This window comes from Pseudomonas sp. AC229, from assembly GCF_979254655.1.
In genome coordinates this window covers 147147-171643 of record NZ_CEEDHK010000012.1, presented here as the reverse complement: position 1 = coordinate 171643, position 24497 = coordinate 147147, and the positions used below count along the sequence as shown (strand labels likewise).

At 62.4% G+C, this 24497-nt stretch carries 18 protein-coding genes; 3 read left to right on the top strand and 15 right to left on the bottom strand.

Features of this window, described 5'->3' with window-relative positions; all coding sequences use genetic code 11:
• Position 1: 1 nt before the first annotated feature.
• The 4 genes from AC0IW7_RS17750 to AC0IW7_RS17735 form a co-directional block, all read right to left on the bottom strand.
• Positions 2-2104, bottom strand: a complete 2103-nt coding sequence (locus tag AC0IW7_RS17750) for a CHASE2 domain-containing protein (protein WP_471819737.1) — start codon at positions 2102-2104, stop codon at positions 2-4.
• A 6-nt stretch (positions 2105-2110) separates the two neighbouring features.
• Positions 2111-2932, bottom strand: coding sequence for an aldo/keto reductase (locus AC0IW7_RS17745; protein ID WP_471819735.1), 822 nt, complete (start codon positions 2930-2932; stop codon positions 2111-2113).
• A 96-nt stretch (positions 2933-3028) separates the two neighbouring features.
• Positions 3029-3454: a VOC family protein gene (locus AC0IW7_RS17740; RefSeq protein ID WP_471819734.1), complete on the bottom strand. Its 426-nt coding sequence runs from the start codon at positions 3452-3454 to the stop codon at positions 3029-3031.
• A 39-nt stretch (positions 3455-3493) separates the two neighbouring features.
• Complete coding sequence (locus AC0IW7_RS17735; protein WP_122493802.1) at positions 3494-4186, bottom strand: class I SAM-dependent methyltransferase; 693 nt, start codon at positions 4184-4186, stop codon at positions 3494-3496.
• Between the two features lie 120 nt (positions 4187-4306).
• Between AC0IW7_RS17735 and AC0IW7_RS17730 the strand changes: the two genes are divergently transcribed.
• The 3 genes from AC0IW7_RS17730 (at position 4307) to AC0IW7_RS17720 (ending at position 8391) form a co-directional block, all read left to right on the top strand.
• Positions 4307-7417 (top strand): transglycosylase domain-containing protein, encoded by a 3111-nt coding sequence (locus AC0IW7_RS17730; protein ID WP_471819732.1) that lies wholly within the window; start codon positions 4307-4309, stop codon positions 7415-7417.
• A 188-nt stretch (positions 7418-7605) separates the two neighbouring features.
• Positions 7606-8037: a hypothetical protein gene (locus tag AC0IW7_RS17725; protein WP_122493804.1), complete on the top strand. Its 432-nt coding sequence runs from the start codon at positions 7606-7608 to the stop codon at positions 8035-8037.
• A 21-nt stretch (positions 8038-8058) separates the two neighbouring features.
• Positions 8059-8391, top strand: a complete 333-nt coding sequence (locus AC0IW7_RS17720) for a YnfA family protein (RefSeq protein WP_122493805.1) — start codon at positions 8059-8061, stop codon at positions 8389-8391.
• A 97-nt stretch (positions 8392-8488) separates the two neighbouring features.
• Here the strand turns inward: AC0IW7_RS17720 and AC0IW7_RS17715 are convergent, their stop codons facing one another.
• The 11 genes from AC0IW7_RS17715 to AC0IW7_RS17665 all read right to left on the bottom strand — a co-directional run bounded on the left by AC0IW7_RS17715 (position 8489) and on the right by AC0IW7_RS17665 (position 24221).
• Positions 8489-8719, bottom strand: a complete 231-nt coding sequence (locus AC0IW7_RS17715; RefSeq protein ID WP_471819730.1) for a YheU family protein — start codon at positions 8717-8719, stop codon at positions 8489-8491.
• Positions 8720-8769: 50 nt separating this feature from the next.
• Positions 8770-11541 carry a 7TM diverse intracellular signaling domain-containing protein gene (locus AC0IW7_RS17710; protein ID WP_471819728.1) on the bottom strand — a complete coding sequence of 924 codons (2772 nt, stop codon included), beginning with the start codon at positions 11539-11541 and terminating at the stop codon, positions 8770-8772.
• A gap of 87 nt (positions 11542-11628) precedes the next feature.
• On the bottom strand, positions 11629-12819 hold the full coding sequence (locus AC0IW7_RS17705) for an osmoprotectant NAGGN system M42 family peptidase (protein WP_463550223.1): 1191 nt from the start codon (positions 12817-12819) through the stop codon (positions 11629-11631).
• Positions 12820-12942: 123 nt separating this feature from the next.
• Positions 12943-14682 (bottom strand): N-acetylglutaminylglutamine synthetase, encoded by a 1740-nt coding sequence (gene ngg / locus AC0IW7_RS17700; RefSeq protein WP_471819726.1) that lies wholly within the window; start codon positions 14680-14682, stop codon positions 12943-12945.
• A 57-nt stretch (positions 14683-14739) separates the two neighbouring features.
• Complete coding sequence (locus AC0IW7_RS17695; RefSeq protein WP_471819724.1) at positions 14740-16509, bottom strand: N-acetylglutaminylglutamine amidotransferase; 1770 nt, start codon at positions 16507-16509, stop codon at positions 14740-14742.
• Positions 16510-16787: 278 nt separating this feature from the next.
• Complete coding sequence (gene putP / locus AC0IW7_RS17690; protein WP_471819722.1) at positions 16788-18275, bottom strand: sodium/proline symporter PutP; 1488 nt, start codon at positions 18273-18275, stop codon at positions 16788-16790.
• A gap of 583 nt (positions 18276-18858) precedes the next feature.
• On the bottom strand, positions 18859-19278 hold the full coding sequence (locus AC0IW7_RS17685) for a group I truncated hemoglobin (RefSeq protein WP_471819720.1): 420 nt from the start codon (positions 19276-19278) through the stop codon (positions 18859-18861).
• 2 nt (positions 19279-19280) lie between these two features.
• On the bottom strand, positions 19281-20147 hold the full coding sequence (locus AC0IW7_RS17680) for a DUF3034 family protein (RefSeq protein ID WP_471819718.1): 867 nt from the start codon (positions 20145-20147) through the stop codon (positions 19281-19283).
• A 20-nt stretch (positions 20148-20167) separates the two neighbouring features.
• The gene (locus tag AC0IW7_RS17675) at positions 20168-22537 is read right to left on the bottom strand and encodes a putative bifunctional diguanylate cyclase/phosphodiesterase (protein ID WP_471819716.1); all 2370 of its coding nucleotides are present in this window, start codon (positions 22535-22537) and stop codon (positions 20168-20170) included.
• A complete protein-coding gene (locus AC0IW7_RS17670; RefSeq protein WP_471819714.1) occupies positions 22521-23240 on the bottom strand; it encodes a methylamine utilization protein in 720 nt (239 codons plus the stop codon). The genes AC0IW7_RS17675 and AC0IW7_RS17670 overlap by 17 nt, the downstream gene beginning before the upstream one ends.
• 228 nt (positions 23241-23468) lie before the next feature.
• Positions 23469-24221 carry a helix-turn-helix domain-containing protein gene (locus AC0IW7_RS17665; protein WP_471819712.1) on the bottom strand — a complete coding sequence of 251 codons (753 nt, stop codon included), beginning with the start codon at positions 24219-24221 and terminating at the stop codon, positions 23469-23471.
• Positions 24222-24497 lie beyond the last annotated feature (276 nt).

The window sequence follows — 24497 nt, the reverse complement described above, 5'->3', positions numbered from 1 at the left end:
CTCACTTGCGGTTCATGGCAAACGCATCGCCCTGCTCTCCCGCCAACAACCGCTGCCAGTGAAACTGCACCAAGCCATCGTTCGGGCGCTGCTCATGCAGCGCTGCGAATGCCGCCAACGCGCCGGCATCACCGGCCATCAACAATAGGTAAGCGGCGTCATACGCCTCGTCCGCCGTGCCTAACGGCTCGAACACTTCCACCGCCGCCGACTTACCCTTGAGCTGCACCTTGCCCACCGGGCGCATCGGCACGTGCGGGTTGCTGCGCGCAATAGCCGCCGACACACACACGCGCGTGCCGAGGTGTTGATTCAAACTTTCCAGGCGCGAGGTGGTGTTCACCGGGTCGCCCAAGGCGCGGTAGTCGAAAATGGTCGAGCCACCGAAATTGCCCACCACCACTTCCCCGCTGTGCACGCCGATACGGGTTTGGCCGAAGGCGGTGCCGCACGCTTGCAACTGCGAGACATAACCTTGCGCAAAGCGGTCAATTTCCAGCGCGCAGTTCAGCGCGCGCTGCGCATGGTCGGCCTGTGGCAGCGGCGCTGAAAACATAATGGCCACGGCATCGCCAACAATACGGTCGAGCGTGCCGTCGTGGCGGAAGGCGATGCCGATCACTTCTTCCAGGTAATCGTTCAGCAGGCTGACCACGGCTTCAGGGCTTTGCCGCTCCATCATTTCGGTAAAGCCGGTGAGGTCGGTGAACACAAAACTGCACACCTGACGTTTGCCGCCGAGGGTCAGTTGGCCGGGGTTATCCACTAGGTGTTTGACCAAGTTGGGCGACACGTAACGCGAGAACGCCTCGCGCACCCAGCGCTGTTCCCGCTCACTGGCGACGTGGTGACTGATGCTCGCCACGCTGTAAACCAGTGCCAGACCGATGCCGGGAGTGAATAGATCAAGCAGCAAGCGGTGCTCGCTGAAGGCGTACCAACTGGCGCCGTTTGCCGCGCCGATCAGCAGCGCCGTCAGCACGGCCGCCACCAGCGCAGGCAGGCGCAGCGCCAGCAGCGCCACCAGCAAGCTGCCGAGCACCAGCACCAGCGCTTCGACCGCCACCGCCCAGCCCGGCCGCTGTAAAAACTCGCCGCTGAGAATTTGCTCCAGCGCCTGCGCATGGACTTCCACGCCGGGAATGATGCCGCCCGATGGACTGAAGCGCAGGTCTTGCAGGCCCTGCGCCGAGGTGCCGATCAGAGCAATGCTACCGGCCAGGCCGTCCGGCGCCTGCCCGGCCAGCACCTGCCAGACGGGAATGGTCCGCGCCGCTTGCGGCTCGGTGAAATGCACCCAGAACTCGCCGCGACGGTTGGTAGGAATTTGCACGCGGCCGATGTCGATTTGCTCCACGCCTGCCTCGCCGCTGCGCACCCGGTACATACCGGCCCGCTGCGCGACGCGCAAGGCTTCGGCCACCAGCGATGGGCGCACTTGCTCGCCCAGCGCCAGTAACAACGGCACTTTGCGCACCACGCCGTCGGTGTCGGGCTCGAACGTAAGCGCGCCCGTACCGGCCGCCGCTTGTTCCAGTGCCGGCAAGGCGCGCACGGCCGAGGCGTAACTGGGCAGAAACGCCAGCGGCGGTTGTCCGGCAGTCACCAGGCCAAAGCGGCTCAGGGGTAATTCACCGCCCGCACCGCGCCGCTCGGTAGCAAAGCCGAGCACCACGTTGCGCGCGGTCAGCGCGTTGGCTAGTTGCGCATCGTGATCGGGCAAGGCTTGCAGTTGGCTGATCAGCCCATCGTCCAGCCCCTGGTCTTTCAACAGCGACGCGGGCGAGGTGCGGTCCGGCTCGGCAAACAGCACGTCGAAGACAATCGCCGCCGTGCCCGCCTCATGCAGCTTGGTCACCAACTCGGCCACCCGCGTGCGTGGCCACGGCCATTGGCCAAGGCGCGCCAGGCTGGCTTCGTCGATATCAATAATGCGCACGGGCGCGTTGTTATAGGCGCGCGGCTGCCAGCGCTGGTATTGGTCGAACACGGCGTTGTGCAGCTTTTGCACAGGCAACGGCGCCGTCACCAGCACCGCCGCGCTGAGCGCTACGGCAATTGCGCAACTAAATAGGCTGAGCGTCACACCACGGCGCTTGAGCATTGGGCGTTACACCATGGCCAGCGGTTGCTTGCGCGTCGGCGGCGGGAATACGCCGTCGAGCAGGCGCAGGTCGGCGGCGTCCAGGGTCAACTCAAGGGCAGCGGCGTTGGCGCGCACGTGGCTGGGCGTCACCGCTTTGGGAATGGCGATCACGCCGCCTTGCTGCACCAGCCAGGCCAGGGCCACCTGCGCCGCGCCGACACCACGGCGCTCGGCGATCTGGTTCAGCGTGACATCGGCCAGCATCCGACCGCCCTGCCCAATCGGGCAATAGGCCATGAGCGGCATGTGCTGCTGCTGACACCAAGGCAGCAAATCAAAGCCGACACCACGCTGCTCCAGGCTGTAAAGCACTTGGTTGGCGGCGCAGGCGCGGTTGTTCAGTTCGAGCATGTCGTCGAGGTCGAAATTGGACACGCCCCAGTCGCGGATTTTGCCTTGCTCACGCAAGCGCTCGAACGCCTCGACGGTTTCGTCCAGCGGGTACTGACCGCGCCAGTGCAACAAGTACAGGTCCAGGGTATCGGTGCGCAGGCGTTTGAGGCTGCGCTCGCAGGCTTCGATGGCGCCTCGGCGGCTGGCGTTATGCGGGTACACCTTGCTGACCAGATACACCTGATCGCGAATGCCTTGCAGGGCATCGCCCACCACATTTTCCGCGCCACCTTCGCCGTACATTTCAGCGGTGTCGATCAGGCGCATGCCCAATTCCACGCCCAGGCGCAGGGCGTCTACTTCGGCTCGGTGTTCGCTGGCGCGCTCGCCCATGCGCCAGGTGCCTTGGCCAATGGCCGGAAGGGTTTGGTTGGCGAGTTGAACGGTGTGCATGGGGCGTTCCTTATCCAATTTTTTGTTCTGTTTTTTCGTAGGAGCCAGCGTGCTGGCGAATCTTGGAAACCAACAGCTTCGCCAGCAAGCTGGCTCCTACAAGGCGCAGTGCGATGGCGCGGCACTTTCCACTTCGGCATAACCGTCGCCGTTCCATTGCATCAGGCAGAAGCCATGGCCGAACGGGTCGGCAAAGGTGGCGATGCTGCACCAGGCTTCGTGGCGGATCGGCGTTTCGTTTTTCGCCCCGGCGGCAATGGCGCGTTCGCAGGCGGCGGCCAGGTCATCGACCACGATGTCGACGTGCACCGGCGTCCAGTGCCGCTGGTACTGGCGCGCGGCGCCTTTGCACGGTTGGCTGCCGGTAGGGTTGGCGAGCAGGTAGATCGGCACGGGGCCACCCAGCAGCTCCGCCACCTGGCCGTCGAACAGGTAGCGCTTGAGGTGCACGCCGAACGCTTGGGTGTAAAAGGCGATACCCGCTTCGAGGTCGGGAACGTCGATGTTAAGCAGTAGATTCATGGAGGCATCCGTGGCTGGCTCGGTTGACGTGGGCTCGACTTATCTGGGCTCAGAACGGAGCCCGGATTTCAGTAAGAGCAGCAGCGACACCGGTTGTTCACTTTCCGGATGCAGCGGCTCTTGCAGCCACTGCAAGCGCCAGTCTGTTTCGGCCAGCAGCGTCAGCCACGATTCCAGGGTGCGGAAGAACCACGGCATGGGTTCGGCAAAGCCCTCGCCAAACCCTTCGAAATGCTCGACGCGCCAACCGTCCTGATACTGCCCTTCGCCCCGCGAGCTCCACGGGTGGATGGTTTGAATCAGCAACACGCCGCCCGGTGCGATCAGGCTGTGCAAGGCATTCAGCACCGGCGCCAGCGGTTCGTCGAGCAAGGCGAAGTTGCACACCAGCACATCGAACTTGCCCAGCAGCGGCGCCTGCGCTTCAAGATCGGCGTAACCGCACACGCGGTATTGCCCGGAACAAATGGCCCGCGCCGTTTCGATCAGCGGCACCGAGGCATCCACGCCCACGGCTTCGATGCCATGGGCCATCAAGCCGCGACACAACCAGCCTTCGCCGCAGCCGATGTCCAGCACGCGCTTGGGTTCGCAGGCCAGAATGGCGCGCACGATGGCGGCGTCGGTAACCAGCCGTCGGCTTTCAATGCGTTGTTCGCGCACGGCGGCGGTCCAGGCGTCGGCGTTGGCCTGCCAGCTGAAATTGAGCTGTTCTCGATGATCGCGTTGCATGGTGGCGCTCGAAGAAAAGAGAAAAAACACGCGCGAAGACGTTAACCGCATTTTGCCGCCGACAACAGCGTCTACGCTTTAACCCATGCAGAGCAACGCAGAGCCAAGGCCAATATTGATATGGGCGCATTGTGGCAATCGAACAGTAATTCGGCTGAGCAAACGGTGCCCGGCCTGACTTCCTCTCCTTTGCCCAACGCAAAACGCCCGCCACCCCGCTCCCCTTGGCGCCGGGCGGTGCGGCGAACCTTCTGGTTAACGCTGTTGTTTCTGGTGGTCGCTGGCGCCTGGCTGGTCTACGAAGAAACCACCACCGCCCGGTTTCAATCCCGCGAACTGAGCCGCTACGCCGCCACGCTCACCTATGAATTGGCTGAAGGCCCGAGCAACGCCATCCGCTACCCCGAATACGGCCCGTTCGACAAACGCCTGGGCTACGCCTATTTGCCAGACATGCTGGAGCGCCTGCAAAAACGCGATTACCTCATCCAGCAGCAAACGCGCTTTTCGCCCGCCTTGATGGAATACAGCCGCCACGGCCTGTTTATTCCCTACCCGGAAAAACTGCAAAGCGGCCTGGCCATCGCCGACTGCCGAGGCGCGCCGCTGTACAGCTTCACGTACCCGCAGCAGCTGTACGCCCACTTCAGCGACATTCCGCCCTTGGTGGTCAATAGCCTGCTGTTCATCGAAAACCGCTACCTGCTCGACCCGCAGCAGCCGCTGAGCAATCCGGCTGTCGACTGGCCTCGGTTCGTGATGGCAGCCATCACCCAGGTCGGCAAAAAACTCGACGTTCAAGGCCAATCGGCCGGCGGCAGCACCTTGGCCACGCAGTTGGAAAAGTACCGCCATTCTCCCGATGGCCTGACCCTCTCGGGCGTCGACAAACTCAAGCAAATGGCCTCGGCCAGCGTGCGCGCCTACCAGAACGGGCCGCAGACCCTGCCCGCCCGGCAAAACATTGTGCGTGACTACCTCAACAGCGTGCCGCTGTCGGCGGCGCCGGGGTATGGCGAGGTGCATGGCATGGCCGATGGCCTGCGGGTTTGGTATGGCGCCGACTTCGGTGAAGTGAACCGCCTGCTGAGCGATGCCAAGGCCGACGTGGCGCAACGCGGTCTGGCCCTGCGCCAGGTGCTGTCGCTGATGATCGCTCAGCGCCGCCCTTCTTATTACCTGGCTCAGGGCCACAGCCAGTTGGCGACCCTGACCGACAGCCACATCCGCATTTTGGCCAGCGGTGGCGTGATCGACCCGGCGCTGCGCGATGCCGCCTTGGCCAGCACCGCCACCTGGCGCGATCTCAGCGCCCAGCCCGGCGTACAAATGGTGGAAAGCAACAAAGGCATCAGCGTGGCGCGCAGCCGCTTGTCGAGCCTGCTGAATAAACCGCTGTACGACCTCGACCGCCTCGACCTCGCCGCCACCACCACTCTCAACGGCCAATTGCAGCAAGCCGCCAGCGATTACTTGCAGCGCCTGGCCGACCCCGCTTTCGCCGCCCAGGCTGGGCTGCTCGGCGACCACTTGCTGACCGCGCAAACCACGCAAGCGGTGCGCTACAGCTTCACCCTGTTCGAGCGCACGCCGGACGGCTCACGGGTACGGGTGCAAACCGACAGCACCGACCAGCCGTTCGATATTAACGAGGGCAGCAAGCTGGAATTGGGCTCCACGGCCAAGCTGCGGGTACTGACCACCTATTTGGAAATCATCGATGAACTGCACCGCCGCTTCGTCGGCCAAACCCCGGCGCAGCTGCGCAAGGTCGAGGTGCCGGAGCAGGATTACCTCACGCGCTGGGCCGTCGATTACCTGGCCGCCGGCAACGATCCCAGCCTGAGCGCCATGCTCGACGCCGCCCTGGAGCGGCGTTATTCGGCAAACCCCGGCGAACGGTTTTTCACCGGCGGCGGCCTGCACCACTTCAACAACTTCCGCCGCGAAGACAACGGCCGTATTCCGACCATGCGCGAGTCGCTGCAAGAGTCGATCAACCTGCCGTTCATTCGCCTGATGCGCGACGTGGTGCGCTACAGCACTTACCAAGCCAGCAACAGCAGCGCGCAATTGCTCAAAGATGATCACGACCCCCGGCGCAAGGACTATCTGCAGCGTTTTGCCGACCACGAAGGCACGGTGTTTTTGCTGCGTTTCTGGCGCAAGTACCAAGGCAAGAACGCCACTGAACGGCTCGACACGTTTCTCGACGGCATGCACCCCACCGCTTCGCGCCTGGCGGCGGTGCACCGTTACCTGATGCCGGATGTCGACGAAGCCACCTTTGGCACGTTTATCAACGCGCACCTGGTGGCCGAAAAAGTCGGGCCGGTACGCGTCCACGAGTTGTATGAAAAATACGGCCCCGGCGCTTACAGCCTGCCCGACCAAGGCTATATCGCCCGCGTGCACCCGCTGGAATTGTGGCTGCTCGGCTACCTGCTGCAACACCCGCAGGCCAGCTTTAACGAAGCGGTGACCGCCAGTAACAGCCAGCGCCAGGAAGTGTATGGCTGGCTGTTCAAGAGTCGGCACAAAAGCGCGCGCGACAGCCGCATTCGCATCATGTTGGAGGTTGAAGCGTTTCTGGACATCCACCAGCGCTGGCAGCGCGTGGGTTACCCCTTCGATCATTTGGTGCCCTCGCTTGCCACGGCCATCGGCAGCTCGGGTGATCGCCCGGCGGCGTTGGCGGAGCTGATGGGCATCATCCTCAACGACGGCATTCGCCAGCCCACCGTGCGCATCGACGGGCTGCACTTTGCCGCCGGTACGCCTTACGAAACGCAGCTAAGTACCAACCCCGATCAAGGCAAGCGCGTGCTCTCCAGCGAGGTGGCGACGGCCTTGCGCGGCGCCCTGGCGCAGGTGGTGGCCAAGGGCACCGCACGGCGCTTGAACGGCAGCTTTACCCTGGACGACGGCAGCGCCATGACCCTGGGCGGCAAAACCGGCACGGGCGACAACCGCATCGAAAGCGTCGGCGCGGGCGGGCGCATTCTCAGTTCGCGCTCGCTGAACCGCACCGCCACGTTTGTGTTTTACCTGGGCGACAACCACTTCGGCACCCTCACCGCCTTCGTGCCCGGGCGGGCGGCGGAAGGCTTCCGCTTTACCTCGGCGTTGCCGGTGCAAGTGCTCAAAGGCATGGCGCCGACGCTGCAACCGTATTTGCGCGCGGGCACGCAGTGTGTGGCCATTCCACAGCCGGTGACCACCACCTTGTAGGAGCCACCTTGGTGGCGAACCCTGCAAACGATGATGCTGAAATGTGCGTTTGCAGGGTTCGCTAGCAAGCTAGCTCCTACGGGCGGCTCTGAGCTGGGCGCTAGCCCCAAGCATTTGCCGCTGCCCCTGACACCTACCCGCTGGTAATATCTGCGGCGCCCTATTTCCCTGCTGTCTGGAGTACCCGCTTGGAGTCTGAATCCATCGTCTATGGCTGCATCCGCGACTGGCCGTCGACAGATCCAGAGCAGGCGCGTGTGCGTCGTGCGATCAACAGGCGTGAACTGCGAGCCCTGCCCAGCGGCGATGCCTGGCCTTTTATTGGGCGCGACATGTTTTCGTTTTGCCCACAGCTCGGCGAAGGCTTGTACCAGACGCAAGTCATCCATTTCGGCGCCAGCTACCGGGCCATCGAATACGAATGGAGTTTGTGGGTCGAGCAGTTCGAAGCGCTGCTCAAGCGCTTGTACTGGGGCAGCGCAGTGGTGCACCTGGAAACCGAGCTGAGCGGCAGCCACACCTTTCGCTGGGAATCGGAACAGGGTTTTCATAGTCCGCAAGACAGCGGCGGCCTACTGGTTCGCTGCGCCTGGGAACGCGAAGGCGCGTTGCACAGCTAACCTCGCCAAGGCCGCATTTGCATGCTCAATTACCTGTGGTTCTTCCTCGCCGCGCTGTTTGAAATTGCCGGCTGCTACGCGTTTTGGTCGTGGCTGCGCATGGGCAAAAGTGCCTGGTGGATTGCGCCGGGGCTTATCAGCCTGGTGCTGTTTGCGTTGCTGCTCACCCGCGTGGAAGCGGCGTACGCCGGGCGCGCCTATGCCGCGTATGGCGGCATCTACGTGGTGGCGTCGTTGTTCTGGTTGGGCGTGGTGGAACGGGCGCGGCCGCTGAGCACCGATTGGATCGGCGCGGCGTTTTGCGTGGTGGGCGCGTTGATTATCTTGCTAGGGCCCCGCGCGATTCCCTCATGAAATACCGTCTGTAGGAGCCAGCTTGCTGGCCAAGCGCTTAAAATTCCGAAGCTTCGCCAGCAAGCTGGCTCCTACAAAAAGCTGAATGTAGTTCTGCTCACTCTTCCAGCCATTGCTTCGGCACGTCGCGCTTCATTGCCAATTGGCACTGTTCGCTCTCGGCATCAAAAACGATCACCGCCTCGCCTTTATCCAGCGCGCGTCGCACACGGGCGACGCGGGTATCGAGCGGAGTTTCGTCGCCATTGTCCGTGCCGTCACGGGTGACGAAGTCTTCGATCAGGCGCGTGAGGGTTTCGGGTTCGAGCATTTCTTGCGGGATCAACATGGCACTTCTCCAGAAAGCCCGGCGATGTTAACCCACTCCACGCCGTCCCATTAAGACGACGAAATTTCTTCGCTGGCTGGGGTTTCTTTTCGGGCTACCAGAAAACGATCCAGGGTGTCGTACAGCACCTGGCAGTCCAGCGGTTTGCTCAAGAAATCGTCCATGCCCACCTGGGCGCCATGCTCGCGGTGCTCGTCGAGGATATGCGCGGTGAGCGCCACGATGGGCACCGCGCGCAGCTGCTGTTGTTTCTCCAGCCGACGGATTTGCTGCGTGGCTTCGAAGCCGTCCATTTCCGGCATTTCACAGTCCATCAACACCAAATCAACGGCGCTGGGGTCGCGGCTGTAGTCTTTGACGGCTTCAACCCCATTGGCGACCACGCGCACGACGTAGCCGCGCTTTTTCAGCAAGCCCTGCACCACCAGTTGGTTCACCGGGTTGTCTTCCACCACCAGAATGCAGGCGCTATTGCCCGTTTGCTCGTCACGCGGCGGGCGATGTTCGCTGCGCCGTTCCTGGTAGAACTCCAGCAGCGCTTCGCGCAGCGGCGTAATGGCCAACGGTTGGGCGAGGTTGAGCAAGCGCAGGCCTTTGCTCGGCGGCAACAGCTGGCATTGTTCGGGCGGGCACAGCAGCAGAATGCGTTGGCCCTTTTCCAGGCGCGGGCGCAGGGCGTCAAGCCAATGCACAACGCTGCCGGGCCACGGCGCCATCAGAATGAGCAAGGGCGTGACGGCAAAGTCGTCGAGATAAGCCTGCAGTTTTTCCGGGTTCTGGCAGCGTTCGGTGCGCATGCCCCAGCGCTCCAGCAAGCGGCTCAGGGCGTCGAGGCCGAGGCCGTCCAGGGAAGTAATCAGCGCGGTTTTGCCTTTGAGCAGTTGGCGCAGTCGGTCGTCGCTGCGCTCACCTTCCTGAAGGGCGATATCGAACGCCAACCGCGTGCCCTGCCCCGGCGTGCTTTGCACTTCAATCGTGCCGCCCATCATTTCCACCAGCTCTTTGCTGATGGCCAGGCCCAGGCCGCTGCCGCCGTAACGGCGCGTGGTGCTGGAGTCGCCTTGGGAGAACGATTCGAACAATTGCGTTTGTGCATCGCCGGAAATACCTATGCCGCTGTCGCTCACGGCGAAGATCAGGTGCGGATCGCCCAGGCTGTTATTGCGCCGGCACACGCTGACGGCCACGTGCCCTTGCGCGGTGAATTTCAGGGCATTGCTCAGCAGGTTCATCAACACCTGTTTCAGCCGCGTGGGGTCGCCTTTGATGCGCTGCGGCACGCCGGTTTCCAGGCTCACGTATAGGCGCAGGTTTTTCTCCAGCGCCTGGGCGGTGAACAGGGTCAGGGTGTCCGAAATCAGCACTTCGAGGTCGAACTCGATGTTCTCCAGGCTCAGCTTGCCGGACTCGATCCGGGCGTAGTCGAGGATGTCGTTGATCACCGCCATCAGCGAGCTGCCGGAGCTGGCGATGGTGTCCACATAAAAACGCTGGCTGCGGTCCAGCGAGGTGCCCTTGAGCAGTTGCAACATGCCCAGAACGCCGTTGAGCGGCGTGCGAATTTCATGGCTCATCTTGGCCAGGAAACGGCTCTTGGCCTGGTTTTCGATTTCCGACTTGGCCGCCGCCTGGCGCGAGCGGAAGCCTTCTTCTTTGAGCAGGTTGATGCGGTCGGCCAGACCGATGGAGAGCGTGATCAACTCGATGGTAACGCCGACCTTGACCATCGTGCCGCCGTAAATACCGAAGATTTCGATGCCCAGCGAGCCGCTGGTGGCAACGATAAACGAGGTCAGCAAAATGCCCCACGCCAGGATGTAATACGAGCCGTAACGCAGGCCCTGGCGCCAGATGTACACGCCGCTGACCAGCAAAATAAACGACACCGACAGCACCGTGAGGCTGGCGAGAATGTTCCAGGCTTGCAGGCCAATCACCGCCACCGAGGCCATGCAACACAGAATCAAGGCCATCAGGTATTGCAGGCCACGGTCCAGCCGGGGCGAGAACTGCGCGGTGTGCAGGAAGTGGCGGCTGAACTGCGTGGCGCTGAAGCTGTGCAGGAACATCAGCACATAGATGCTCACCGATTGCAGCTCGATCAGGTTGTGCATCAGCTTGAACAACATGCCGTCGAAACTGGCGGCGAACAGGCCAATGTTGAGGTTGTAAACCAAGTACCAGAAGTACGCCCGTTCGCGCAGGGAAAAGAACAGGAACAGGTTGTAGCAGAACATCGCGAACAGCACGCCGTAGAAGGCGCCGTTCACGCCCATGAGGTTTTCCTGAGCGGCGGCGCTGGCGCTGTAGGTGCTGAAAAACATCGGTACGAACAACGTACTGGTGCTTTCGATGCGCAGAATCAGCGTGCTCTGCCCTTGCGGCAGCGCCATGGGAAACCAGAAGTTGCGCACCTGCACCGGGCGCTGGGAAAAGGCAAAGCGGTCGCCGCTTTCTTGTACTTCGAGCTTGCCGTCGGGGGTTTGCAGGTACAGCTGAATGTGGTCGAGCAGCGGGTAGTTGATTTCCAGGTAGCCCGCCAGATCGTGCGGGCGGCTGTTCAGCAGTCGAACCTTGAACCACCACACCGAGCCATTCTTGCCCAGGTTGACGTGGTCGCTGCGCGCCCCGGCGAATTCCTCGTCGGGCAGCGCCATGACCTGCTCAAGGCTAAGAATGCCGTTGGGGTCTTCGAAATAGCCAATGTACGGCGCCAGCGACAGGCGCAGGTCGTCCTGATTAAGCGGGGCAAGCGTACGTACGCTGGCCCAGGAGCTTCCAGCGAACAGGCACAGCAGCAAGACCAAACAAACACGAGGCATCCGTAAACCTCTGATAAATATCCGGCAGAGCTGTCAGTTCGCTCCACTCTTGTTTGTCTGGCACTTTGCCTCTATGCCGGCCGCCCTTCAAGTGTCGTTTTCACGCGAGTTCAACACGCTCTCTACCGTTGGCACCCGGGTGTCGCTTTCCATCTGCGCGTCGTGCTCGATCTGGTGGCTGAAATTCTCCAGCGACTGGCCGCCCGGCTTGGCATCGCTGGCAAATACCGGCGGGCTCAAGATGTAGGCGCTGAGCAAACGGCTGAGGCCCGCCAGGCTGTCGATATGAGTGCGTTCGTAGCCGTGGGTGGCGTCACAGCCAAAGGCTAGCAGAGCCGTGCGAGTATCGTGGCCCGCCGCAACGGCCGATTGCGCATCGCTGTGGTAGTAGCGAAACAGGTCGCGGCGCACCGGCACTTCGTTTTTTTCCGCCAGGCGCAGCAGGTGGCGCGACAAGTGATAGTCGTACGGCCCACCAGAATCCTGCATGGCCACGCTGACGGTGTGCTCGCTGGATTGTTGCCCCGGCGCTACCGGCGCGATGTCGATGCCGACGAACTCGCTCACATCCCAATGCAACGCCCCGGCCGCCCCCGAGCCAACTTCCTCGGTGATGGTGAACAGCGGGTGGCAGTCTATGGCCGGCTCGATGCCGCTTTCGACCAACCCTTTAAGCGCGGTGAGCAAGGCGGCGGTGCCGGCTTTGTCATCCAGATGGCGGGCGCTGATGTGGCCGCTCTCGGTGAACTCCGGCAGCGGATCGAATGCCACGAAGTCACCCACATTAATGCCCAGCGACTCGCAGTCCGCGCGGGTGCTGCTGTAAGCATCCAGGCGCAGTTCAACGTGGTCCCAACTGATCGGCATCTGGTCGATGGCGGTGTTGAACGCATGCCCCGACGCCATCAGCGGCAGCACGCTGCCACGGAACACGCCGGTTTCAGTAAATACGCTGACGCGGCTGCCTTCGGCGAACCGGCTCGACCAGCAGCCCACTGGTGCCAGGCCCAGACGACCGTTGTCTTGCACTTGCCGAACAATGGCGCCGATGGTGTCCAGGTGAGTCGATACCGCGCGGTCGGGGCTGTTCTGCTTGCCCTTGATGGTGGCGCGAATGGTGCCTCGACGGGTCAGCTCGAACGGAATGCCGAGTTCTTCCAGGCGTTCGGCCACATAACGCACGATGGTGTCGGTGAAACCGGTGGGGCTGGGAATGGCGAGCATTTCCAGCAGCACGCGGCGCAGGTAATCGAGGTCGGGTTCGGGGACTTTTTTCATTCAGGTCTCCTTCTATGAATGACGTCATTCCCGCGCAGGCGGGAATCCAGAATGGCGGGGTGTGACGCGAAAGCCGCGCCACGCCACAGGCTAAATCCCCGCGTTCGCGGGGACGACGGAGGATCAGCCAGCGGTCTGGCTAAGCGGAAACAGCAGGTCGATAAACCGTTCTGCCGTCGGCTGCGGTTGGTGGTTGGCAAGGCCGGCGCGTTCGTTGGCTTCGATAAACACGTACTCGGGCTGATCGGCACCCGGCACCAGCAGGTCGAGGCCGACCACGGGAATGTCCAGCGCCCGCGCCGCGCGTACGGCGGCATCGGCGAGCACCGGATGAAGAATCTCGGTCACGTCTTCCAGCGTGCCGCCCGTATGCAGATTAGCGGTGCGCCGCACCGCCAACCGTTGGCCGGCGGGCAACACGCTGTCGTAGTCGAAACCGGCGGCGCGCAGGGTGCGGTGGGTTTCCTCATCCAGCGGAATACGGCTTTCACCGCCCGTGGCGGCTTGCCGACGGCGGCTTTGTGCTTCGATCAAGGCGCCGATGCTGTGGCGCCCGTCACCAATCACTTCAGCCGGACGGCGAATGGCGGCCGCTACCACTTCAAAGCCGATCACCAGAATGCGCAGGTCGGCGCCTTCGTGAAAACTTTCCAGCAGCACGCGGTTATCGAAGGCCTTGGCGCGCTTGATGGCGGCCTCAACGTCTTCCTCGCTGCGCAGGTCGATGGCCACACCCTTGCCCTGCTCGCCATCCACGGGCTTGACCACCACGCGGCCATGTTCGGCAAGAAAGTCGGCGTTCTCTTCAGACTCACCGGCCAATTGCTGGGCGGGCAGGTTCAGGCCGACGCGGCGCAAGGCGCGGTGGGTAAGCACTTTGTCTTGGCACAGGGTCATGCTCACGGCGCTGGTCAGGTCGCTGAGCGACTCGCGGCAGCGGATGCGCCGCCCGCCCTGGCTGAGGGTGAACAAGCCGGCCTCGGCGTCATCCACCTGCACCTCGATGCCGCGACGACGGGCTTCGTCGACGATGATCTTGGCGTAAGGGTTTAGCTCCGCTTCAGGACCGGGACCGAGGAACAGGGTTTCGTTGATGCCGTTCTTGCGCTTGAGCGTGAACGTGGCCAGGTCGCGGAAACCTAGCTTGGCGTACAAGCGCTTGGCTTGATGGTTATCGTGCAGCACCGACAAGTCGAGGTAACTCAGGCCTCGGCTCATAAAGTGCTCGATCAGGTGCCGCACCAGCACTTCGCCCACGCCCGGTCGCGTGCAGCGCGGCGACACGGCCAGGCACCACAGGCTGCAACCGTTGTCCGGGTCATTGAAGGCTTTGCGATGGTTGAGGCCCATCATGCCGCCGATAATCATGCCGCTGTCGGCGTCTTCGGCCAGCCAGTATTCCGGCCCGCCCTCTTCGCGCGGGGTCAGGCGCTCCGGGTCGACCGGCAACATGCCGCGCTCCTGATACAGATTGTTCAGCGCTTGCCAGTCTTCCACGCTCTGCGCGCGACGCACGTTGAAGCCGCGAAAACCACGGCGCGCCTGGCGGTAGTCGGTGAACCACAGCCGCAAGGTGTCCGAGGGGTCAAGGAACAAACCCTGCGGCGCCTGCGCCAACACTTGATGCGGCGCCGACACGTACAACGCGATGTCACGTTCGCCGGGTTTTTCGTTCAGCAGATCGCTGGCCAGCAGTTCAGGCGTCGGGTAGGTGTGCCCGATCAGAATCCTTCCCCAGCCGCAATGCAGCGCCTGCGGCGGATGGGGGTTCTGGACACCATCTTCGGCAAAACGCGCCTGCAAGCGCTCATAGGACGGCGGTTGGCCGCGCAACAGGCGCTGGCTGTAGGCATAGCCTTTCATCAACAAAAATTCCCTTGCAAAACAGACCGTCTGAAAACCATCGAAAACACGGGCCCGTTACAGGCCCTGCTCGCTTAACCACAGGTTCAAGGCCGCCAACTGCCACAGCTTGGAGCCGCGCAACGGGGTGAGTTGGCCTTGAGGGTCGGTGAGTAATTGATCCAGCATGGTGGGGTTGAACAGGCCACGATCCTGGCTGGGGTCTAGCAGCAGGTCGCGCACCCAACCGAGCGTGTTGCCTTCCAGATGCTTGAGGCCCGGCACCGGGAAATAGCCTTTCGGTCGGTCAATGACGGCCGATGGAATGACCAGGCGAGCGGCTTCCTTGAGCACTTGCTTGCCGCCATCGGGCAGCTTGAAGCGCCCCGGAATGCGCGCCGAAAGCTCGACCAGGCGGTAATCCAGAAACGGCGTACGCGCCTCCAAACCCCAGGCCATGGTCATGTTGTCCACGCGTTTGACCGGGTCGTCGACCAGCATCACCGTGCTGTCCAGACGCAGCGCTTTGTCCACGGCAGCCTCAGCGCCGGGACGCTGGAAATGCTCGCGCACGTAATCGCCGGCACAGTCGCCGGTCAGCCAGGCGGGTTGCACGGTGTCGCGGTATTCGTCGTACGTGCGGTCGAGAAAGGCCGCGCGATAAGCGGCATACGGGTCGGCCGCGCCGTCCACCAGCGGATACCAGTGATAACCGGCAAACAGCTCATCGGCGCCCTGCCCGCTCTGCACCACCTTGCAGTGCTTGGCCACTTCGCGGGACAGCAGATAGAAGGCGATGCAGTCATGGCTGACCATCGGCTCGCTCATGGCGCGAAAGGCGGCCGGCAGTTGCTCGATAATCTCGCGCTCGTCAATGCGCAGCTGGTGATGGCGGGTGCCGTAGTGCTGGGCGATCAGGTCGGAATATTGAAATTCGTCGCCACGCTCGCCGCCGGCATCTTGAAAACCAATCGAGAACGTCGACAGGTTTTCCACGCCCACTTCCCGCAACAGGCCCACCAGCAAGCTGGAATCGACGCCACCCGAAAGCAGCACGCCCACATCCACGGCCGCACGTTGGCGAATGGCCACGGCTTCGCGCAGGCTATCGAGGGTCAGGTCGCGCCATTCCGTCAGGCCATAGCCTTGCTCATCGGCGGCGGCGCCGTAATTCAGGGTCCACCAGGTTTGCTGGGTGGTTTTACCGTTGGCATCGATACGCAGCCAGGTCGCCGGCGGCAGCTTGCTGACGTTGGCCAGCAGCGTGCGCGGCGCCGGCACCACGGCGTGGAAGTTCAGGTAATGGTTGAGGGCAACCGGGTCGAGGGTTTTGTCGATATCGCCGCCTTGCAGCAAGGCCGGCAAGGTGGAAGCAAAACGCAGGCGCTCGGCCGTGTGCGACAGGTACAGCGGCTTGATGCCCAGGCGGTCGCGGGCGATGAACAGCTCGCGCTTGTCACGCTCCCAAATGGCGAAGGCAAACATGCCGTTGAGTTTGGGCAGCAGATCAGCGCCCCACGCATGGTAGCCCTTGAGCAACACCTCGGTGTCGCCGTCGGAGAAAAACTGATAGCCCAGCGCTTGCAGCTCGGCGCGCAGCTCCGGGTAGTTGTAAATGGCACCGTTGAAGACCATCGACAGGCCCAGTTGGCTGTCGATCATCGGCTGACCGGAGGCTTCCTCCAGGTCCATGATTTTCAACCGCCGGTGGCCCAACGCGATCGAACCCTGGCTATGAAAGCCGTGGGCATCGGGGCCTCGCGGGGCGAGGTGATGGGTAATGCGCTCGACCGCTGCGAGGTCGGCGGGGCGATTGTTGAAACGTAACTCTCCAGATATTCCGCACATAGTCCTTACCGGGTTTCCGTTGGGGATGAAGGGGCGCGCTTTCACTGCGCTACTGAAGCAGACCGGCTTAGGGGCTGAGAGTTTTAGATAAATGTGTTCTAAGTTGCTGATGGGCTTGGGGCGACGGGGCTCCAGGCAGGCTTCGACGCCGCCTGAAAGAATCGAGGCTAAAGCCTCTCCTACACCGGTCAGCGCCTCGACTCGCGGAGGCGTCCACGTAAAACGCGGGCAAAAAAAACCGGCTCACGAGGAGCCGGCAAAAAGCACTAAAAACGTGATCAGGCGTCCTGATATTCCTGCTCGGCCTTTTCAAAGCGCGCCAACATGGTCGGCGTCGGGCCTTGGCCAATCTTGCTGAACACCAGAATGGCGATGGAGGCGAAGATAAAGCCCGGAATGATTTCGTACAGGCCCAGATCGTTAAGGAAGTTTTTCCACAGGATCACGGTCAGCGCACCGACCAACATGCCGGCGAGCGCGCCGTTGCGGGTCATGTTTTTCCAGGTCAGGGAAATCAGCACCACTGGCCCGAACGCCGCGCCGAAGCCGGCCCAAGCGTAGGAAACCAGGCCCAATACTTTGCTTTCCGGGTTGGCCGCGATGGCGATGGCCACGATGGCAACCAGCAGCACCATGGCGCGGCCGACCCAGACCAGCTCCACTTGCGAGGCGTTTTTACGCAGGAAGGATTTGTAGAAGTCTTCGGTCAGGGCGCTGGAGCACACCAGCAACTGGCAGCTCAAAGTGCTCATCACCGCAGCCAGAATGGCCGACAGCAGCACACCGGCCACCCACGGGTTGAAGAGGATTTTTGCCAGTTCGATAAACACGCGCTCCGGGTTCTCGGTCACGGCGCCGGCGACTTCCGGGTGCGCCGAGAAGTAAGCGATACCGAAGAAGCCCACGGCCACCGCGCCACCCAGGCACAGCACCATCCAGGTCATGGAAATACGACGGGCCGTGGCAATCGACTTCACCGAGTCAGCGGCCATAAAGCGCGCCAGAATGTGCGGCTGACCGAAATAGCCCAGGCCCCAGCCCATCAGCGAGATGACGCCGATAAAGCTCGCGCCTTTGAGCATGTCGAAGCTGGTGGAGTCTTTCAGCTCGATGGCGGCGAAGGTGGGGTCGATGCCGCCGGTGGCCAGCATGACCACAATGGGCGTGAGGATCAGGGCGAAGATCATCAGCGACGCCTGCACGGTGTCCGTCCAGCTCACCGCCAGGAAACCACCAATGAAGGTGTAAGCAATGGTCGCCACAGCACCGGCCCACAGCGCCGTTTCGTAGCTCATGCCAAACGTGCTTTCAAACAGCCGCGCACCGGCTACCACGCCCGAAGCGCAATAGATGGTGAAGAACAGCAGAATGACCAGCGCCGAGAAAATGCGCAGCACCTTGCTGGTGTCCTCGAAGCGGTTGGTGAAGTAGTCCGGCAGGGTCAGGGCATTGCCGTTGTGTTCGGTTTGCACGCGCAGACGACCGGCGACAAACAGCCAGTTCAGGTAGGCGCCGATGATCAGGCCGATGGCGATCCAGCTTTCCGACAGGCCGGACATGTACACCGCGCCTGGCAGGCCCATGAGCAGCCAGCCGGACATGTCGGACGCACCGGCAGACAACGCCGTAACGAAACTGCCGAGGCTACGGCCGCCGAGAATGTAGTCGGAGAGGTTTTTGGTACGCAGGTAGGCGAACAGGCCGATCATGACCATGGCGGCGATGTACACCACAAAGGTGATCAGCATGGGAGTGCTGGCAGTCATAAGAAGGTCTCTCTTATTTGTTGTTATGCAAAGGCTGGGGATAGCCCGCCTTTGGCGTTGGTTTTTTCAATTGCGGTGCAACCCGACGACGCTTATGGCGCCTATCGCAAACAACGCACGGGCCAGGCCCGGCGATGAAAACCAGTACGGCATCCGTCCGTAGGAAACGCTCGACGCTTCAAAAGGTTTAGCGCAAAGCCATGGCCGCCGAGAATATTCAGACGTTGGCTTCGGAAAAGCGGAGCACGGAATGTAGTGGCTGAGTGCTACGGGGTTCTTATTAAAAACTCTGGAGTTTTTATTGAAAACTCTGAGGGCGGGAACTTCGGCCAACGGTGATGCGATGGCCCGTAGGAGCTAGCTTGCTAGCGAACCCTGCAAACCTCGGCGACCAGCGTTTCCAGGGTTCGCGACCAAGGTCGCTCCTACAAAACCCTCTCCCCAGCCCTCTCCCGCAGGCGGGCAGAGGGGGCAGATTGGCGTAGGACGCAAGCGTGACGCGCTCCATTTCCCTCTGCCCGCTGCGGTCGCCCGGACAGGGGAGAGGGGCTAGGGGAGAGGGTTTTCAACGCCTACCCAGCCCCTACCGCTCAATCACCTGCCCGCGCATCACGGCCAGCCGCGCCAGCAACCGATTCTGCGCCCGCTGCGGCACGCCCTCGGTGGCCATGGCGTCTTGCAGGTTTTCCACCAGGGCGTTGAAGTCGCTGCGGGTCAGGTTCTGGCCTTTGTGGCTCTCTTCCATGGTGTCGCCGGTGTAAGTGCACGGTCCGCCGGCTTGTACGCAGAATTGCTCGACCAACTTGTCACGCAGGCGCTCGATGTCCACGTTGGCGAAGTGTTCGACGATGCGCGGGTCTTTGGCGATGTTGAGCAACATGCCTTCGACGATACGGGTGATGCCTTCGCGCTCACCCAGCTCCCGGTAAAGGCTGTCATCGCGGGGCGGCTGTTGGGCGCACGCGGCCAGCAGCACCAGCATCAGGCTGAGTAGCAGGCGCATGTTCAGAAGCTCCCTTGGATGGACAAATACGCACCGTCCTGGTTGTCCAGCGTGGCGATCTCGCCCAAGCGCGCGTAGGCCAGCACTACCGACACGTACTTGTTGGGGAAGTAACCAATAAACACGTCTGCCCAATCGCTTTCACCGGCGAAGGACAGATTGTCGGGCTTTTCGCGGTATTCCACCCCGACCGCCCAACGGGGGTTGAACAGCACGGCCACCGAGCCTTCTTTCAACACGCTGCGCTCGTCGCGTCGGTCGCCGCCGAAACCGAGCACGCCCAATTCGTTCGCCCGGCTGTAGCGCAGGCCGCCGTTGAGCAGCAGGTTGTAGCCAAACGCGCCGCCAAGGAACAGGCGACTGGCGGTGATATAGCCTTCGGTGTCTTCGTCACGGCTGGCGCCCACCAGGCTGGGAATCAGAAAGTCTTTTTGCCGTTTGTGCTCAATGCCCAGGGACACTTGCGGCAACGCGTCGTAGATCAAGTCGCCAAACAGGCGAACCTTGAGGCCGAAGATGTCCTGGCTCAAGGTGTTTTCCGGCAGGTTCAAATCACGCGCCAGGGTGCCCAGATCAAAGCGTTGGCGGGCGTACGAGAGTTCGATGCGGTTGCCGTAAGACACCGCCCCGCCCGCTACATCGAGCCGGTAGTCGCCGGTTTCCACGCGGGTGACGAATGCATTGCCGCCCCACTCGCCCTGCTCGCCATATCCGGCCAGCACCGCCCAGGGCGTAATGCCGCCGCCGGCCGCGCCGTCGATGCTGCTGGCGCCGCCGGTGGCGAGCAGGCGGCCGTTGTCGGCCAGCGCCTGACTGGCGCCGAATGTCAGGCTGAGCCCCAAGGTCAGCGCGCTCACGGTTTTAATCATTGGGTCGTCCCTGTGCAGATCTAATGCGCCATCGCCAGGTTGGCGTGTAACGGCTGTGCAATCCAGGCCTCGAACGCGCTGGCCGTGAGCGGCCGGCTGATCAGGTAGCCCTGGGCGGTGTCGCACTTCCATTTTTGCAGCAGGCGCAGGCTGCGCTCGAATTCCACGCCTTCGGCCACCACTTTCAGGCCCAGGCTGTGGCTCATTTCGATGGTGGAACGAACGATCACCGAGTCTTCGCTGGCATCGTCCAGCTCGCGCACAAACGACTGATCGATCTTCAATTCCTGTACGGGCATGCGCTTGAGCTGGGCAAGCGAGGAATAGCCAGTGCCGAAATCGTCCACCGACAAGCTGATGCCGCAGGCGCGCAGGCTATGCAGCACCTTGAGGGCGATGTCGGGGTTGGCCATGACGGCGCTTTCGGTGATCTCGAATATCAGCTGCTCAGCCGGTACCGCGTAATGCGCCAGCAAGCGGCTGACGCGGGTGGCCAGGCCGATGTCGTGCAGGTCTTCAGCGGAAATGTTTAACGACATCAACACCCGCAGCCCGCGCTGATTCCACTCCCGCAGTTGCCGCAGCACGTCTTCAATCACCCACGCGGTGAGGCCCTGAATACTGCCGGTGCGCTCGGCCAGCGGAATGAACTCGCCTGGCGAAACCATGCCGTATTGCGGATGCTGCCAACGCAACAGCGCTTCGGCTTGGCGCACATGGCCCTCTTTGATGTTGAGCTTGGGCTGGTAATGCAGCACCAGCTCGCCGGCTTCGGCCGCTCGGCGCAGGTCGCGGATCAGGCTGATCTGGCGCTCGTGGTCGTCTTCGCGCCCGTGCTGATACAGCTGCAAGCGGCCCGGCGCGCTGGCCGCGTCGCGCATCGCGAGGTTGGCGCGGCGCAGCAATTCGTCGGGCGTGGCGCCATCGTCCGGGTAAACGGCGATGCCAATGGCGCAATCGAGGGCAACGTCATGGCTGCCGACCCGCAACGGTTTGATCAGCAACTGCTGCAACTGGTCGGCGGTGGCCACGGCGCTGTCGCGGTCGCTGCCATCGACCATCAACAGGAACTCATCCGCTAATAGCCGCGCCAGGCTGTCGCCCGGGCGCAGCACCGCTTGCAGACGGCGGCTGACTTGTTGCAAGGCGAGGTCGCTGCCGCCGGCACCGCAGGTTTCGTTGACCGAACGGATATTGCCGATGCCCAGATTGAGCAGTGCCACCGGGCGCTCGGCGGTAATCGAACTGCCAAGCCGCTCGATCGCCAGGGTGCGATTGGGCAAGCCGGTCAGCCCATCGTGCAGGGCGTTGTAAGCCAGTTGCCGTTCGCGCTCGGCGAGGTCGGTCTGCATTTGCTGAAAGGTTTTGGCCAGCACACCCAGCTCATCGCTGCGGTGCAAATCCAGGGTGCCCTGATAATCCCCCTGCCCCACGCGCTCGGCCACCCGCGCCAGCTCACGAACCGGACGTGAAATGCTGCGCGCCAATAACAAGGCGCCGGCCAGCGAGGCAATAAGCGCACACACGGCAATCAGCAGGACACGCTGATCCAGCGGCTTGAACGCCACCAGCGCCTGATCCAGCGAACTGTGCAAAAACGCTTGCACCTGGTAGCGGCTGCCGGTGGCCAGCACCAGTTGCTCGTTCAGGTAACGCTGACCAGAAAACTCGAACTCCTTCAGCGTGGTGCTGCGCTCCAGCTGCAGGTTCGAGGACATCATTTCGCTTTCCTGCGCCGCACTCAGTGTGCTGATCAGGCGGCCCGGGGAGCCGTCTTCGATGGCCAGGAACGACACGTCGAGGTTGGTCAGCGCCCGCAGCTCAGCCGCCAGCGCTTCGTCCATGCGAAACCCCATGACCACCCGGGCGATAGGAATGGGCGCCAGAATCTGGGTTTCAACTAACAGATGGGGCTCGTGGTTGATCGACACGATAAGCGCCGACTGCCCGTTACGCCGCGCCTCGGCCAGTTCAGTGGCGTAGCGAAACAGCGCGCCTTCGGGAAACGGGTCTGGGCCGGCGCTGCCAGGCTTGCTGGCGGTGGCCGTGATGGTGCCGTCGAGGCCGAGCAGCAGCACTTCAGTGGCATCGATGCGCCCACCATGATTGGCCAGCACGGAGCGAATGGTGGCGTTATCGCCGCTGGCCACTGCGTCTTTGAAGCCGAAGTCGGAGGACAGCACCTGCACTGCGTCGCGAATTTGCCGGCTGCGCATGTCCATCAAGCGCTCGAACACGCGCACGCCAACCTCAAGCTGTTCCCCGGCCTGTTTTTTAACCGCCTCGGCGGTGGCCACTTTTACGGCGAAGTACAGCGTGCCGATCACCACCAACAACAGCAGGATCAGGACACCGGCAATGCGCGATTGGAAGCTATTGCTGAGTTTCACTCGCGGCCTTCTTGAATGCGTTGCCAAATGCCGACGGCTTGGGTGCTGGCGCGGCCACCGAAGTATCCGCCGCCACGCCGACGTTTATTGCGTATTGCTGAGTGCTGCCGGCGTCGCCGAGGGTCAGTTCAGCCCCCTTCTGCGGTAACAGATCGGGCGCTTTCGGATGCCAGAGCGTGACGTTGTAATGGCCGGCCGGCAGGTCGAGGCGCACCTTGCCGCTGGCGTCGCTGGCGGCAAACCAGGGGTCATCGGTGACATAGATGTAGCCGACCATCCAGTCGTGAATATTGCAGCCCAGCACCACCACGCCCGGTTTGTCGAAGGTGATCGGCTCGGACGGCGTGCCCTCGTACAGGCGCAGCTCAAAACGCTTGGCCGGCGAGAAGGAATAGACGTGGTGGCGAATATTGTCGCTGTTGGGAAAGGTGACTTTGGTGCTGGTGTGGACCGCTAGCACAGATGGCGCGAACTGTTTCTGCACTTGGTCCATGATCCCCGTTTGGGCCGGCAATGCCGCATCGGTAGGACCTTGCAGCGTGATCACTGCGCCTTCGAGCGGTTTGCCTTGCCCATCCACAAGGCTGGCTTGAAACGGCGCCGCTCCGACCGAGCAACTGGTGAACACTACACACACTGCGGCCAGCGACAGCCATGACGAACACCTGCGAACAACCTGGGCCAAGCGACGCGATTCGGGCATAGCTACTACCTTGAGTGTGTGGCCTTGAAGTGTGAGGCGAAACGGCGATTTAGAGCGCTTTACCCCGTCACCATCAACGCGCTGACCAGCAGCCTAACGGAGTTACACGCGAACTTCACCTGCAAAAAGCGGCAATGTGCCACCACCACGGAAAAGCGCCAGCCGGCGGCCGCATGTAGGAAATATAGACGGGAAATGGGCGAGGCCCAGGATTGCTGGCAATCAGCGCTATGGCTCGCCGCGCAGACGCTTCGGCGTCAGGCCCAGATAGCGGCGCATGGCGGTGGTGAGCGCGCTCTGGCTGGAGAAACCGCACTCTTCGGCGATGCGAATCAGCGGCAGGTTGCTTTCACGCAGCAAACGCGAGGCGCGATCCAGGCGAATTTTCAACAGGTACTGGTGCGGCGTAAGGCCGAGGCTGTCTTTGAATTGGGCATGGAAATGGCTGGGGCTCAAGCACGCGACGTGGGCCAGTTCCGCCACGCTGATGCGCCTGGCCAGGTGTTGGTCGATATAGGCGTCGAGCCGCTCGACGTTCAGCGGGCCTGACGCACGCTCGTTGCGCTCGCCAAACAGCCGCACATGCAAGGCACGCAGCAGCACGCCGCTGAGGGAGCGCGCCAACTGGGTGTCGCTGCCATAGCGCGCCAGCTCGGCGCCGGCGTAGCTGAGCAGGTTCTGGAAGTCTGCATCCAGCGCGGGGTAGCGCGGCATGTCGAACAGGCGGGCAAGCAGGTCAAGATCGTCGGCAGAACTATCCTGCTCATCCAGATCGATGATCAACATGCGGTTGTCGCCGACGCCGGCGAACTGATGCTCGGCATCGCCTGGCACCAGGCAGGCGCGCATGCGGCACACCTCACCGCCACGACCGTTCACCTCGAATTCCGCACGGCCAGCCAGCGACAACACCAGTTGATGGTGGTCGTGAGCGTGTTCATGGGTTTGGTCGTCGAGACGGAGCAGGCGAGCTTCAAGCATGGCGCAAGGCGGGTCGAAATGAGGTGCGCATGGTACGTGAACGGGCCATTTTTTCCCAGCCGCAACCGACGGGTGAATGCCACGCAAGCTGGCTTTTCCCGGGGCCTGCAGCAACTTATGGGTGCGCTGCCCAGGCGCAAAATCGAGCCGCTTCGCTTGTCAATGAACGCGCGCCATTGAATTAGTTACCCGTCCGACCCATCTACCTAGTCATGTAGTGATCACAGGTGCCGCATGAACGACCACGTTACTGATATCGACGACGACGAAACGCAA